At 31.6% G+C, this 14,305-nt stretch carries 13 protein-coding genes; 2 read left to right on the top strand and 11 right to left on the bottom strand.

Annotation, left to right across the window (positions count from 1 at the left end; genetic code table 11):
- Positions 1–44: 44 nt before the first annotated feature.
- Positions 45–527, bottom strand: coding sequence for a dihydrofolate reductase (locus F6464_RS05125; protein ID WP_151106732.1), 483 nt, complete (start codon positions 525–527; stop codon positions 45–47).
- A gap of 129 nt (positions 528–656) precedes the next feature.
- On the opposite strand from F6464_RS05125, the gene F6464_RS05120 reads away from it, so the two are divergent.
- Entirely contained in the window at positions 657–1,355 is a 699-nt protein-coding gene (locus F6464_RS05120) for a porin family protein (RefSeq protein WP_151106731.1), read from the top strand.
- On the opposite strand, the gene F6464_RS05115 is transcribed toward F6464_RS05120, so the two are convergent.
- The 4 genes from F6464_RS05115 to F6464_RS05100 form a co-directional block, all read right to left on the bottom strand.
- The gene (locus F6464_RS05115) at positions 1,350–1,832 is read right to left on the bottom strand and encodes a hypothetical protein (protein WP_225318031.1); all 483 of its coding nucleotides are present in this window, start codon (positions 1,830–1,832) and stop codon (positions 1,350–1,352) included. The two genes, F6464_RS05120 and F6464_RS05115, sit on opposite strands and share 6 nt — an antisense overlap.
- Positions 1,833–2,020: 188 nt before the next feature.
- The gene (gene rpoN / locus F6464_RS05110) at positions 2,021–3,487 is read right to left on the bottom strand and encodes an RNA polymerase factor sigma-54 (protein WP_151106729.1); all 1,467 of its coding nucleotides are present in this window, start codon (positions 3,485–3,487) and stop codon (positions 2,021–2,023) included.
- Between the two features lie 75 nt (positions 3,488–3,562).
- Positions 3,563–4,996, bottom strand: coding sequence for an asparagine--tRNA ligase (gene asnS / locus F6464_RS05105; protein WP_151106728.1), 1,434 nt, complete (start codon positions 4,994–4,996; stop codon positions 3,563–3,565).
- Between the two features lie 69 nt (positions 4,997–5,065).
- Positions 5,066–7,477: an efflux RND transporter permease subunit gene (locus F6464_RS05100; protein WP_151106727.1), complete on the bottom strand. Its 2,412-nt coding sequence runs from the start codon at positions 7,475–7,477 to the stop codon at positions 5,066–5,068.
- A gap of 195 nt (positions 7,478–7,672) precedes the next feature.
- Between F6464_RS05100 and F6464_RS05095 the strand changes: the two genes are divergently transcribed.
- Positions 7,673–9,943, top strand: coding sequence for a cation:proton antiporter domain-containing protein (locus F6464_RS05095; RefSeq protein ID WP_151106726.1), 2,271 nt, complete (start codon positions 7,673–7,675; stop codon positions 9,941–9,943).
- Between the two features lie 23 nt (positions 9,944–9,966).
- On the opposite strand, the gene frr is transcribed toward F6464_RS05095, so the two are convergent.
- The 6 genes from frr to F6464_RS05065 form a co-directional block, all read right to left on the bottom strand.
- Positions 9,967–10,530, bottom strand: a complete 564-nt coding sequence (gene frr / locus F6464_RS05090; protein ID WP_151106725.1) for a ribosome recycling factor — start codon at positions 10,528–10,530, stop codon at positions 9,967–9,969.
- A gap of 87 nt (positions 10,531–10,617) precedes the next feature.
- Positions 10,618–11,325, bottom strand: a complete 708-nt coding sequence (gene pyrH / locus F6464_RS05085; RefSeq protein WP_151106724.1) for a UMP kinase — start codon at positions 11,323–11,325, stop codon at positions 10,618–10,620.
- A gap of 129 nt (positions 11,326–11,454) precedes the next feature.
- A complete protein-coding gene (gene truB / locus F6464_RS05080) occupies positions 11,455–12,153 on the bottom strand; it encodes a tRNA pseudouridine(55) synthase TruB (RefSeq protein ID WP_151106723.1) in 699 nt (232 codons plus the stop codon).
- A complete protein-coding gene (locus tag F6464_RS05075) occupies positions 12,153–12,938 on the bottom strand; it encodes an undecaprenyl-diphosphate phosphatase (protein ID WP_151106722.1) in 786 nt (261 codons plus the stop codon). Before F6464_RS05075 ends, truB begins: the two co-directional genes overlap by 1 nt.
- A 35-nt stretch (positions 12,939–12,973) precedes the next feature.
- Positions 12,974–13,213, bottom strand: a complete 240-nt coding sequence (locus F6464_RS05070) for a DUF3098 domain-containing protein (RefSeq protein WP_151106721.1) — start codon at positions 13,211–13,213, stop codon at positions 12,974–12,976.
- A gap of 71 nt (positions 13,214–13,284) precedes the next feature.
- The gene (locus tag F6464_RS05065) at positions 13,285–14,160 is read right to left on the bottom strand and encodes a cell division protein FtsX (protein ID WP_151106720.1); all 876 of its coding nucleotides are present in this window, start codon (positions 14,158–14,160) and stop codon (positions 13,285–13,287) included.
- Between the last annotated feature and the right edge of the window lie 145 nt (positions 14,161–14,305).

Raw genomic sequence — 14,305 nt, 5'->3', positions numbered from 1 at the left:
GGTTATATTTACCTATAAGATTTTACATTAGAAAGAAGTATTACTTATTTTCTTATAAAAGTTTGGTAACTAAAATCATATTTATGTCTCTCATCTTTTGGATGAAACTCTTCCTCTACCAGTTTCCATTCCTTTAAATCAATTTCAGGAAAAAAAACATCAGCTTCAAAACTATCTAAAACACGTGTAAGCTCTATTTTATTTGCATAAGGCAATCCTAGTGCATAAATTTCTCCACCACCAATAATAAAAACATCTTCACTTTTAGGCGAAATCTCTAATGCTTTTTCAATACTATCAGCGATAATGCAGCCTTCAGGTTGATATTCTTTCTGCCTTGTTATTACAATATGTGTTCTATTAGGAAGAGGTTTCGGAAAACTTTCGAATGTTTTTCTCCCCATAATAATATGATGACCTGATGTAAGTGCTTTAAAACGCTTAAAATCATTTGGTAAATGCCAAATTAAATCATTGTTTTTGCCCAAAGCATTATTTTTACCAGCCGCCGCTACAAGTATAATCATGTTTTTTTGTATAATAAATGAGACTAAAAGGAAATTTTAGACAAACAAATTTACAATTTAGAATCTAAACTTTTCAAAGTTACCTTTTATAAGTGTTTTTTTGTAATTTTAAGCCACCAAATATGCACTATGAAGTTTACACTCACTATTTTTTTGTTTTTTATAAGTTGTGCTATTTTTTCACAAGAGAATATGTTGTCAGCACCTATAATAGCAGTAGATTCGTTGTATCGTGAGGATCAATTTTATTTAGGATTTACTTATAATAGTTTGTTTAATAAACCAGATGCTATTTCTCAAAATAAATTTTCTTCAGGAATTGAATTAGGTTTTTTGAGAGATATGCCTATAAATATAAGTAGAACTTTAGCGATAGCAGCGGGTTTGGGTTTTTCTTACGACCGTTGTTTTCATAATTTATTGATTACAAAAGCGAATCAATTCATTTCATATTCAACTCTAGGTTCAGTAAATAATACTTCAAAAAACAGACAAGATCAGTATTATGTTGATGTCCCTCTAGAATTTAGATGGCGAACTTCTACTCCGGAGAGTCACGAGTTTTGGAGAATTTATGCTGGAGTAAAATTAAGTTATTTAATTCATGACAAATACTCTCATATAGACAATGATTCTAATTATCATATTTCAGGAAATACTGATTTAAACCAGTTACAATTCAAGACCTATTTGGCTTTTGGTTATAACACGTGGAATTTTTATGTAAATTACGGATTGACTCCTTTCTTTAAATCTTCAGCAAAAATAAATGGAGAGACAATAGGTATGCGTACTTTAAATTTAGGATTGATGTTTTACATCCTATAGCCAAAAAAAACCTAAAGCAACTTGTGGAATTAATCCAACTAAAAAACCAATTCCCAATTCTATGTTTGTATGAGCTTTCATTGCTAATCGAGAAGATGCAATAACTCCGTTCATTAGAATCAAAAAGGCAATATAATATATAAAATTTACTTGGTTGTGTAAACTGAGTCCAACAACAAAAGCGGTTAATGAGCTAATTCCAATCATATGAATACTAGCTTTTATTTTTCCAAATAGAAAAATCAGTGTCAATAAAGTGCTAATAAGACCACCAAAAAAGAAAAAAAACAATTCAGGCACTCGATCTATAGTGATGCTTTTTTGAATTAAAGTGACAATTAATACTGCTTGAATAATTAACGGAATTTTTCGCTGAGATAATTCAGAAACCATCATAGAATCTACTTTTCCTAGCGTTCTTAAAAGATAATAAAATGAAATAGGAATGAAAATTGTAATTATAAGTATTTGAATCAAAAGCAGGTACTTTTGATTGAATTCAAAATAATTAGGTATAAAAAATAGATAAAAAATCGTTCCGAATAATGGAATAAATATTGGATGAAAAAGATAGGAAAATAGTGGAAGGATTTTTTTCAATGAAATAAGTTTATAATAAATTAATAGTCCAAAATCCTATGATTTATAACAGAAAAACAAAACTGCTACATTTTCTTCCTCATTCTAGCAACAGGAATATCGAGCTGTTCTCGGTATTTTGCAATGGTTCTTCTAGCAATAGGATAGCCTTTTTCTTTTAAAATTTCAGCCAACTGATCGTCAGGAAGTGGTTTGTGTTTGTCTTCTTCCTCAATAGTGTTTTTAAGAATTTTCTTGATTTCTAAGGTAGAAACATCTTCGCCTTGATCGTTTTTCATGGCTTCTGAGAAAAATTCTTTGATGAGTTTTGTTCCATAAGGCGTTTCAACATATTTGCTATTGGCTACACGGGAAACTGTCGAAATATCTAAACCAACCATGTCAGCAATGTCTTTTAAAATCATTGGCTTCATCTTGGTTTCGTCTCCTTCAAGGAAAAATTCTTGTTGAAAATGCATAATGGCATTCATAGTGACAAATAAAGTTTCTTGACGTTGTCTAATAGCATCAATAAACCATTTGGCTGAATCTAATTTTTGCTTGATAAATTGCACGGCATCTTTTTGAGCATTCGATTTATCTCTGGAATCTTTATAAGTTTGCATCATTTCCTGATAATCTTTCGAAACGTGCAAAGAAGGAGCATTTCTTCCGTTAAGAGTCAATTCTAGATTACCATCTACGATTCGAATAGCAAAATCGGGAACTACATTTTCAGTAATTTTATTATTACCTGTAAACGAACCACCTGGTTTGGGATTCAATTTTTCTATTTCGTGTATGGCTTTTTTGAGTTGCTCATTTGAAACATTGTATTTTTGAAGTAGTTTGTCGTAATGTTTTTTGGTAAACGCATCAAACTGATTTTCAATAATGTCGATTGCTAATGCAATATATTCTGTAGGAGTTTTATGCTTTAATTGCAACAACAAACATTCTTGTAAGTCACGAGCACCAACACCAGAAGGCTCAAGTTCGTGAATAATATAAAGCATTTTTTCAACTTTTTTTTCGTCAGTATAAATAGCTTGTGTAAATGCCATATCATCAACAATATCAGCAATACTTCTGCGGATGTAACCCATGTCATCTATGCTTCCTACAAGAAATTCCGCAATTTCTCGTTCTTCATCGTTAAGAATAAAAGTATTCAATTGATTGATTAAATCTTGGTGAAAACTTATTGGAGCTGTCAACGGTGATTCTCGATCTTCATCGTCATCACTGTAATTGTTGCTTTGGGTTTTATAATCAGGGGTTTCGTCGTTGCTTAGATATTCGTCGATGTTAATTTCTTCAGCACCGATACTTTCATTATCCTCATAATCATCGAATTCATCATTGTTATCAAATTCGTCTTTTTCGTACAATTCTTCCTCTTCTTTTCCAGCTTCGAGAGCTGGATTTTCATTCATCTCTTCCTTCAAACGTTGCTCAAAAGCTTGCGTAGGTAACTGTATTAGCTTCATCAACTGTATTTGCTGTGGAGATAATTTTTGAGATAATTTAAGATTTAAGAATTGCTTGAGCATGTGTTTGTTTAATCGATTAATCGTTTATTTGTTTAATTGATTAATCGAATTACTGATTAACCGAATCAACTTTTTTTAAAATTCTGCATTCATTGGTGTTCTAGGAAAAGGAATCACATCACGAATGTTAGACATTCCGGTTACAAATAATACCAATCTTTCAAACCCTAATCCAAAACCAGAATGAACTGCACTTCCAAATCTTCTGGTATCAAGATACCACCACAATTCTTCCTCAGCAATTCCTAATGCTTTCATTTTTTCAACCAAAACATCGTAACGTTCTTCTCTTTGTGAACCGCCAACAATTTCACCAATTCCCGGGAAGAGGATATCCATAGCTCGAACTGTTTTTCCGTCTTCATTTAAACGCATATAAAATGCTTTTATGTTTGCTGGGTAATCAAATAATATTACTGGACATTTAAAATGTTTTTCTACTAAATAGCGTTCGTGTTCCGACTGCAAGTCAGCTCCCCATTCGTTAATGATGTAATTGAACTTTTTCTTTTTGTTTGGGGTGCAATCTCTTAAAATATCAATAGCTTCTGTATATGAAACGCGTTTGAAATTAGTTGACAAAACGAAGTTTAGCCTCTCCAACAAAGACATTTCGCTGCGTTCTGTTTGTGGTTTCGACTTTTCTTCTTCGGTTAAACGACTGTCTAAAAATTTCAAATCGTCTGGGCATTTATCCAACGTATATTTAATAACGTATTGAATAAAATCTTCTGCCAAATCCATATTGTCATTCAAATCATTAAAAGCGACTTCGGGTTCAATCATCCAAAATTCGGCTAAATGTCGGGATGTATTCGAGTTTTCGGCACGAAATGTAGGTCCGAAAGTATAAATCTGACCTAATGCCATTGCAAAAGTTTCGCCTTCTAATTGACCTGAAACCGTTAAATTGGTTTCTTTTCCAAAAAAATCTTTTTTATAGTCTATTTTCCCATCTTCATTTCTTGGTGGATTGTCAAATGGTAGTGAGGTTACTTTAAACATTTCTCCGGCACCTTCAGCGTCAGATCCAGTGATGATAGGCGTGTTTACATATACAAATCCTTTTTGTTGAAAATAGTTATGTACTGCAAATGACAAAACCGAACGCACTCTCATAATGGCTCCAAAAGCATTAGTACGAACTCGTAAATGAGCATTTTCACGTAAAAATTCTAACGAATGTTTTTTGGGTTGCATCGGAAATTTCTCAGCATCAGAATCGCCAAGAATTTCAAGTTTTGTAACTTGAATTTCATATTTTTGTCCAGCACCTTTGCTTTCTACTAATTCACCAGTTACTGAAATGGCTGCGCCAGTTGTAATTCTTTTTAAAGTTTCTTCAGAAGTATTTTCAAAATCGACTACACATTGAATATTATTAATAGTCGAACCATCATTTAAAGCAATAAATTGATTGTTTCTAAAAGTTCTTACCCAGCCTTTAGCATTTACTTCTTGTGCTGTTTTTGAACTGCTTAATAAGTCTTTTATTTTTGTATGTTTCATTTTAAAATTTTGATTATTGATTAGGGAATAATAATGAAATTCCAAATCGTCTTACAAATATAAATTAATTTATTTTTCTTCTAAATTTTCTTCGTAATCTTCTTTATCTACAATATTTATAGTCGGTTCATGAAACTCTTGTTCATTAGCCAATCTTTTGTTTAAAGTTAATACTAAAGATGGTAAAAGCATAAGGTTAGATAACATTCCGAAGCCCAACGTCATGGCTATTAAACCACCAAGTGCTATGGTGCCTCCAAAACTAGAGAGCATAAATACAGAGAATCCACAGAACAATACCACTGATGTATAAAACATACTTACGCCAGCTTCCTGTAAAGTGGCAAAAACCGATTTTTTTATTTTCCAGTTGTGTTTTGTTAATTCTTGACGGTATTGTGCTAAGAAATGTATGGTATCATCTACTGAAAGCCCAAAAGCAATACTGAATACTAATATTGTTGACGGTTTTAATGGAATTCCAAAAAAGCCCATTAACCCAGCGGTAATCATTAAAGGTAAAATATTAGGAATCAATGAAACAATAACCATCTTAAATGATCGAAACATTATTACCATTAGCAGGGCTATCAAGAAAACAGCAAATAGCAGAGAAGAAACCAAGTTGTCAAGTAAGTATTTTGTTCCTTTTTCGAATACAGAAGCTTTACCAGTAATGGTAACCGTATAACGATCAGGAGGAAAAATTTCGTTAATCTTTTTCCACAATTTTTGATCAATTTTTTCCATATTTCCTGTGCCAATATCTTTCATGAAGGTAGTAATTCGGGCAACTTGGCCCTCTTTATCTACATAGCTTTTCATGATGTCTTTTTTACCTCCATTAAAAGCATTTTTAGCATAACTGGCTATGAATGTTTGCTCTTGAGAAGTTGGTAAATCATAATATCCAGGATTTCCATTATAATACGCTTGTTTAGAATATTTTACAAGATTTAATATAGAAATGGGTTTAGAAAGTTCTGGAATTTCTTCAATGGTTTTTTGAAGTTCGTCCATTTTTTTTAGAGTTGATAATTTTAAAACACCCTTTTTACGTTTGGTGTCTATCATTATTTCTAAAGGCATAACTCCGTCAAACTCTTTCTCAAAAAAGATAATATCTTTAAAAAAATCAGTATTTTTAGGCATATCTTCTATTAAGCTGCCTGATGTTTTTATTTGTAATGCGCCATAAATACTTATGCAGAATAAAGCTATGGAAACCGTATAAACGTAACTTTTTCTGTATTTTACAGTTCTTTCAATCCAAGACATAAATACTCGAGTGTAATTTCGATTTAAATGTTCTAAGTGTTTGGGTTGAGGAACAGGTTGGTAACTGTAATATATAGGTATAATTATAAGGCATAAAAAGAAAAGCGCTATAATGCTAATAGAAGCTATAATTCCAAATTCTTTAAGAATCTCACTATTTGTAATTATAAATGTTGCAAATCCCGCTGCGGTAGTAAGATTAGTCATTAATGTTGCCGTGCCTACTTTCGTGATGACTCTTTGCAATGATTTCGCTTTATTGCCATGGGCAACATATTCTTGTTGGTATTTATTGGTAAGAAAGATACAGTTAGGAATTCCAATGATAATAACTAACGATGGAACAACGGCAGTTAAAACAGTAATTTGATAATTAAATAGGCCTAATAATCCAAAGGTCCACATGACGCCAATTATAACAATTACAACAGAAATTAAAGTTGCACGATGCGATCTAAAAAACAAAAAGAATATTAAAGAAGTAATAAATAAAGCAGCTCCAACAAATAAACCAATTTCATCGACAATGCTTTTTGCGTTTAATGTACGGATATAAGGCATTCCTGACACTTTCAAATCGATACCCGTTTCTTTTTCAAAAGCTTCAATTTTTGGAATAAAAGCATCCAGAACATACTCTTTCCGGATAATAGTATTGACTATTTTTTTATCTAAATAAATTGCTGAACGAATGGAACCACTTTTTTTATTGTAAAGTAATCCTTCGTAAAAAGGTAATTTTTGAAATAAATCGTTCTTAATTTCAGAGAGATATTCTTTGCTTAATACTTTTTTATCATTAGTAAATGAAACCAATTCGAACCTTTGAAGAGAATCGTTTTTTTGTAATTTTTTTAAATCATTTACAGATACAACTAAATCTACTTCTTTGTCATCTTTTAAATCGGTCATTAGTTTATTCCAAGCCGAAAAAGCTTTTGGAGTAAATAATTCTTCGCTTTTTACACCTACAACGATTAAATTTCCTTCTTCACCAAATTTTTTCAAAAAAGCATTGTACTCTATATTGACTATATGGTCGTCTGGAAGAAGATTAGCCTCTGAATGGGTAAATTGTATTTTATGCCATTGAAAGGCTAGGAAAACAGTAATAATTCCTATTACAATTAGTATTGTAATTCTATTTCGTAGTATAATCCCAGCAATAAATTCCCAGAAGCCTACCTTTATTTTCTTTATCATATCATATAAAATGGCTGCAAAGGTAAATAAATCGGGACATATTTAATAATTTATGACCTATAGAATTACAGTTTTAAATCATGATTTTTTTAATAAGATTTAATTTATGTATTAATTTTTTTGAATTTTAAAATTTATATATTTGGTTCAGTAATTTTGAAGGTAAAAAATCATTGTTAAGATGAATCAAAAAAAATGAAAAGACATAAAAATTCTATTTTTTATATTGTTGTTACTGGAGGTTTTTCAGTTTTGATTTATTGGATTTTGTCCAAAGGAAAATTTTTAGAAAACGGAAGAGAAATTGTGGTTGTAGCTTCTAAAGAAAATCAATGGACTCAATTTTTAACTTCACTGTCTCACAATCTGCAACATCCGCTTGCGATACTTTTAGGGCAAATAATTACGATAATTTTTGTTGCCAGACTATTTGGGTGGATTTTCAGAAAAATAGGGCAACCATCAGTTATAGGTGAAATCGTAGCTGGAATTGCATTAGGACCATCATTACTAGGTTTGTATTTTCCGGAATTTTCTTCTGTATTATTTCCTATAGCTTCTCTTGGGAATCTGCAATTCTTGAGTCAAATAGGTTTGATACTCTTTATGTTTGTAATTGGAATGGAATTGGATTTAAAAGTATTAAAAAACAAAGCAAACGATGCAGTTGTAATTAGTCATGCTAGCATTGTAATCCCTTTTTCCCTAGGCATTGGTTTAGCTTATTTTATTTATTACAGATTTGCTCCTCTAGGAGTCGAATTTTTGTCATTTAGTTTATTCATGGGAATCGCTATGAGTATAACTGCTTTTCCCGTTTTAGCACGAATTGTACAAGAAAGAGAAATACATAAAACACGTTTAGGAACTATTGTTATTACTTGCGCAGCCGCTGATGATATTACAGCTTGGTGTATTTTAGCAGCGGTAATTGCTATAGTTAAAGCAGGGTCGTTCGTTAGTTCGCTATATGTAATAGGGTTAGCAATACTTTATGTAGGCGTGATGCTTCTTATAGTAAGACCTTTTCTTAAAAGAATAGGGGATTTATATAAAACTAAAAATAAATTAAGCAAACCTGTTGTAGCCATTTTCTTTTTAACACTTATTTTATCTTCTTATACCAGCGAAATTATAGGTATTCATGCGCTATTTGGAGCATTTATGGCTGGGGCAATTATGCCTGACATTACTAAGTTTAGAGCTATTTTTATTGAAAAAGTCGAAGATGTATCGGTTATATTATTGTTACCCTTATTTTTTGTTTTTACAGGTTTAAGAACTCAAATAGGGCTAATAAACGACCCTTATTTATGGAAACTAACAGGGGCAATTATATTAGTAGCTGTTGTAGGAAAATTTTTCGGAAGTGCATTAGCTGCTAAATTTGTTGGACAGAGCTGGCAGGACAGTTTAACAATTGGTGCTTTAATGAATACAAGAGGATTAATGGAATTGGTAGTTTTAAACATTGGTTATGATTTAGGTGTTCTCACATCCGAAGTTTTTACTATGATGGTTATTATGGCACTTGTAACGACTGTTATGACGGGGCCAGCCCTTGATTTAATAAATTTTATTTTTAAAACTAAAGCGGAGGCAGTTATAGATAACGTTCCGAATGATAATAAGTATAAAATTTTAATATCTTTTGGCAATAATGAGAAAGCAAAATCTCTTTTAAGACTCGCCAATTGTTTAGTTAAAAAACAAAAAGAAACATCAACTATAACCGCAATGCATTTGTCATTAAGCGATGAAATGCATTCCTATGATATAGAAGAACAAGAAAAAAGAAGATTCGACCCCATACTTGAAGAATCAAATTTGTTGAATCAAGAAATCACTACTCTTTTTAAAGCTACCACAGATATCGAAACTGATATAGCAGATATCGCGAATCATGGAGACTATGATTTGTTATTAGTAGGATTAGGAAAATCAATTTTTGAAGGTACTTTACTAGGAAAAGTGCTAGGATTTACTACTCGAATTATAAATCCAGACAGACTTATTGATAAATTTACGGGTAAAGAAGGGTTATTCGAAAATTCGCCATTTGACGAACGAACCAGACAAATCATTTCGAAAACAAAAATGCCATTAGGGGTTTTGATTGATAAGAGTTTAAAAACGGTTAATAATGTATTTATTCCTATTTTTAATTCTGAAGATTCTTTTCTTTTAGATTATGCTCAAAAATTAATTTTCAACAATAATTCTACTATCTTTATTTTAGATATAAATAATATGTTTGATAATAATTTTGTTATAGAAAGTGCTATCGATTCTTTACAAAAAAATTATCCTAAAAATATTTCTTTAATGAACGAAAGAACAATGAAAAAAGAGTTTTTAGGCAAGCAGGACTTAATGATTGTTAGTCTTGAAAGTTGGAAAAAGCTTATTGATTCTCAGAGTGTTTGGTTATCTAGTATTCCTTCGGTTTTAATTATCAAACCTTAGAGAATATAAAGAAGATGCTAAAATTACACTTTCATAATTTCAGCATCTTTATTTACTAGTAATTCATCTATTTTACGTATAAATGTATTGGTTAAAGTCTGAACTTCTTCTTCAGCAGTTTTACAAATATCTTCTGATGTGCCCTCTTTTTCTAACTTTTTAATATCTGTATTAGCTTCTTTTCTAGCATTTCTAATACCAATTTTAGCTTCTTCGGCTTCTCCTTTTGCTTGTTTGGCAAGATCACGTCTTCTATCTTCTGTTAAAGGTGGTACGCTAATGATAATTAAATCGCCATTGTTCATAGGATTAAAACCTATATTAGCAACCATTATAGCCTTTTCTATAAGATGAAGCATGTTTTTCTCAAAAGGTTGAAGTGTGATTGTTCTGGCATCTGGAACACTTATTTTAGATACTTGCGAAAGCGGTGTTGCCGAACCATAATAATCTACAAAAACGCTTCCTAACATTGCAGGAGAAGCTTTTCCAGCGCGAATATTCAAAAATGCTTTTTCTAAATGTGCAATTGTACCATTCATCGATTCTTCGGTACTATCTAATATAAATTCAATTTCTTCAGTCATATTTTAGATTTTTAGATGGTTAGACTTCTTAGATAATTTATTTAGACTTATTTGGTTTTGTCTAAAAATCTAAGTTTGTCCAAGTGTCTATATATTAACTACGGTTCCAATATTTTCTCCTTCGCAAATTTTTATTAAGTTGCCTTTCTTATTCATATCAAAGACAAGGATGGGTAATTTGTTTTCTTGGCTTAAAGTAAAAGCGGTAGTATCCATTACATTTAATCCTTTTTTAAGTACATCTTCAAATGAAATATAATCAAATTTTGTTGCTGTAGGATCTTTTTCAGGATCAGAAGTATAGATTCCATCTACTCGAGTACCTTTTAAAATGACATCAGCATGAATTTCTACACCACGTAAAACCGCAGCTGTATCGGTAGTAAAATAAGGATTTCCTGTACCAGCACCAAAAATTACAATTCGGCCTTTCTCTAAGTGACGAACGGCTCTTCTTTTAATATAAGGCTCAGCAATAGCTTCTATTTTTAAAGCCGTTTGCAAACGAGTAAGCATGCCCTTATCTTCAAGCGCACCTTGCAAAGCCATTCCATTTATTATCGTAGCAAGCATACCCATATAATCACCTTGAACTCGATCCATACCATTGCTAGCTCCAGCAACACCTCTAAAGATATTTCCTCCACCAATTACAATGGCAATTTCTACACCTTTGTCGTGAATTTCCTTAATTTCATCAGCATATTCAGCCAAACGTGATGGGTCAATACCGTATTGTCTGTCGCCCATTAGTGCTTCGCCGCTTAATTTTAGAAGAATTCTTTTGTATTTCATTCTAGTTTTTTTGTTTTTATGTGGAGTTTATTATGCATATTTCTCCACCATTTTTTTGTTAAGTTTAGTTCTGCAAATATAGCTATATTCTGTTTTTATGAAATAGTGTTTATAAAAAATAATAAGACACTATAAATTGGAAACTAAACTATCTTCAAAATCATTTACCTCAATAGCCTTATTAACATCATAATCGCCAATTTTTGTTCTTCGTAACGATGTTAAATGCGAGCCAGAATCCATCGCTTTTCCAAAATCATAAGCTAAAGAACGAATGTAAGTACCTTTACTACAAACTACTCTAAAATCAATCTCAGGAAGAGCAATTCTTGTAATTTCAAATTCGTGAATGGTTGTTTTTCTTGATGCAATTTCAACAGTTTCTCCTGCACGAGCATGTTCATAAAGTCGAACGCCGTCTTTTTTAATAGCAGAAAAAACAGGTGGCTTTTGGTTAATTTCTCCCAAAAATTGTTTAACAGTTTCATGAATCAAAGATTCGTTGATATGAGAAGTTGGAAAAGTTTCGTCAATTTCGGTCTCTAAATCGTAAGAAGGCGTCGTGGCTCCAATATAAAAGGTACCCGTATATTCTTTGGCCTGTCCTTGCAGTTCAGTAATTCGTTTGGTAAATTTTCCTGTACAAACGAGTAATAACCCTGAAGCTAATGGATCTAGGGTTCCAGCATGACCTATCTTAAATTTTTTTGGTAAACCAACTTTATTTATAAGCAAATATTTCAGTTTGTTTACGGCTTGAAACGAAGTCCAATGCAAAGGCTTATCAATAAGCAAAATTTCCCCGTTTAAGTAGTCTTCAGCATTCATTAAATTACTGAAAGAGGATGGATAAAAAAGTGGATTATTAGCAATGCAATCCCTACAATAATTCTATAATAACCAAAAACTTTAAACCCATGTTTGCTTAAAAAGCCAATAAAAGATTTAATAGCAACTAGCGCAACTATAAAGGCAATTACATTTCCAATAACTAATAAATTAATTTGATCGTGAGTCAGCACAAAGCCATCTTTGTAATAATCATAACACTTTTTCACTGTCGCGCCAAGCATGGTTGGTATTGCCAAAAAGAAAGAAAATTCTGCCGCCGAAGGGCGTGATAATTTTTGCGACATTCCGCCAACAATACTTGCGCCACTTCTTGAAACACCCGGAATCATGGCTAAACACTGGAATATACCAATTTTAAAAGCTTTAAGATAAGTGATTTCGGTATTGGTTGAATTTCCAAACCAGTCATCCACTTTCAATAATAAAACTCCTCCAATCAAAAGTGATACGGCAACGGTAATAGGATTTTCTAACAAAGCATCAATTTTTTTGGCAAATAATAATCCTAAAATTACAGCGGGTATAAAACCTACCAGAATTTTTAAATAAAATTCGAAAGTTTGAAAAAAGCGTTTAAAATACAAAACCACTACAGAAAGTATAGCTCCCAATTGAATGACTATTGTAAATAATTTAGTAAAATCATCGTGTTCGATTCCGAAAAAAGTACTCGCAAGAATCATGTGACCAGTTGAAGAAACAGGTAAAAACTCAGTAATCCCTTCAATAATAGCAAGAACAATAGCTTGTAAAATATCCATGTATGTTTTTGTATTTTAGATTATAAGAGAATAATCTATTTTTTATCTTTTTTTAATATAGAGTATATGGTAATTCCAAAGCCAATCAAAACCATCGTAGGTGCCAAACGGATTCTTCTGAAGTTAAAAACGGCTTCATTAAAAACCTTAGGATCATCGCTGCCACCGCCTGACATTAATATAAATCCAAGGGCAATTACGGCAATTCCAATTAAAAGAATTTTATAGTTTATTGCATCAAAAAGAAATTCTTGTGGTTGTTGTTTGTCTTCCATTTTATCATTTTGAGGATTGAAGCAATCTTATCCTCTGTTTTAAGGTTGTATTTTTAATCTGTGATTCTAAATTAATATAAATCGTCGGTTCTTAAATTCAAATAGCGTTGCGTTGCAAAATAGGTGCTCAACCATGTGATTAAAATTCCAACTAAAAGTACGCCAAGTAATACAGCTCCAATAAATAATGGCTCCTCGAGTATTTCTAAATTTGGGAAGCTAGTATCTAAATAAATAAGTACACCAATCAATGCTAAAACTGCTAAAAAAGAACCTATCAATCCTAATTTTATACTTCGCATGATGAATGGTTTTCTAATAAATGATTTTGTAGCACCTACCATTTGCATTGTTTTTATAATAAATCGATTCGCATAAATGGATAACCGCATAGAACTATTAATTAAAATTACGGCAATAAAAGCTAAAATACCACTAATAATCAAAATCCACATACTTACTTTCTTGATATTATCGTTTACTAAACTTACTAATTGCTTGTCATAAACTATATCCGAAACCATTTCATTAGCTCTAAAACGACTTTCAATTTTTCGGATATTCTCTGTATCAATATAATCGGCTTTTAAATGAATGTCAAAGGAGTTTTGTAGAGGATTGGCACCTAAAAAAGTCATAAAATCTTCCCCAATAATATCGGTATGCTGTTTAGCGGCTTGCTCTTTTGTAACATATTCGCTCGATTTTACAAATTTAGCCACTTTAAGTTCCTCTTGAAAAGCCTTCATGACACTATCATTAGCTTCGTTTTTGAAGAAAACAGTCATAGCAATTTCTTCCTTAAAATCGTCAGATAGTTTTTTAGAATTAATAACAAATAAACCAAGAAGGCCTAAAAGGAAGAGTACCAGAAATATGCTTAACACAACCGAAAAATAAGAGGATATCAGTCTGCGTTTTTGAAACTTTTCGAAAGAAGAACTCATAATAAATTTAAATTATGTGGTAAAAATAATAAAGAATTTCTTTAATTATACTTTATAACGTTTAAAGTTTTGACTTTAGTACAATAAACGTAAATTTGCTGACTTAAATAGTCATGTGAGATAGGCTTTGCAACTTTGTCACGTT

It is taken from the genome of Flavobacterium luteum, assembly GCF_008806775.1.
In the GTDB taxonomy this organism is placed as follows: Bacteria; Bacteroidota; Bacteroidia; order Flavobacteriales; family Flavobacteriaceae; genus Flavobacterium; species Flavobacterium luteum.
The sequence above is the reverse complement of the archived record's forward strand: the minus strand, read 5'-3'. Positions and strand labels throughout refer to the sequence as shown.

Coding starts and splice junctions, on each gene's coding strand:
- F6464_RS05065 (WP_151106720.1), bottom strand. CDS start 14,160: ATGAGTTCTTCTTTCGAAAAGTTTCAAAAACGCAGACTGATATCCTCT.
- truB (WP_151106723.1), bottom strand. CDS start 12,153: ATGAATGCTGAAGACTACTTAAACGGGGAAATTTTGCTTATTGATAAG.
- F6464_RS05125 (WP_151106732.1), bottom strand. CDS start 527: ATGATTATACTTGTAGCGGCGGCTGGTAAAAATAATGCTTTGGGCAAA.
- F6464_RS05095 (WP_151106726.1), top strand. CDS start 7,673: ATGAAAAGACATAAAAATTCTATTTTTTATATTGTTGTTACTGGAGGT.
- frr (WP_151106725.1), bottom strand. CDS start 10,530: ATGACTGAAGAAATTGAATTTATATTAGATAGTACCGAAGAATCGATG.
- F6464_RS05100 (WP_151106727.1), bottom strand. CDS start 7,477: ATGATAAAGAAAATAAAGGTAGGCTTCTGGGAATTTATTGCTGGGATT.
- F6464_RS05075 (WP_151106722.1), bottom strand. CDS start 12,938: ATGGATATTTTACAAGCTATTGTTCTTGCTATTATTGAAGGGATTACT.
- F6464_RS05120 (WP_151106731.1), top strand. CDS start 657: ATGAAGTTTACACTCACTATTTTTTTGTTTTTTATAAGTTGTGCTATT.
- asnS (WP_151106728.1), bottom strand. CDS start 4,996: ATGAAACATACAAAAATAAAAGACTTATTAAGCAGTTCAAAAACAGCA.
- pyrH (WP_151106724.1), bottom strand. CDS start 11,325: ATGAAATACAAAAGAATTCTTCTAAAATTAAGCGGCGAAGCACTAATG.
- F6464_RS05070 (WP_151106721.1), bottom strand. CDS start 13,213: ATGGAAGACAAACAACAACCACAAGAATTTCTTTTTGATGCAATAAAC.
- rpoN (WP_151106729.1), bottom strand. CDS start 3,487: ATGCTCAAGCAATTCTTAAATCTTAAATTATCTCAAAAATTATCTCCA.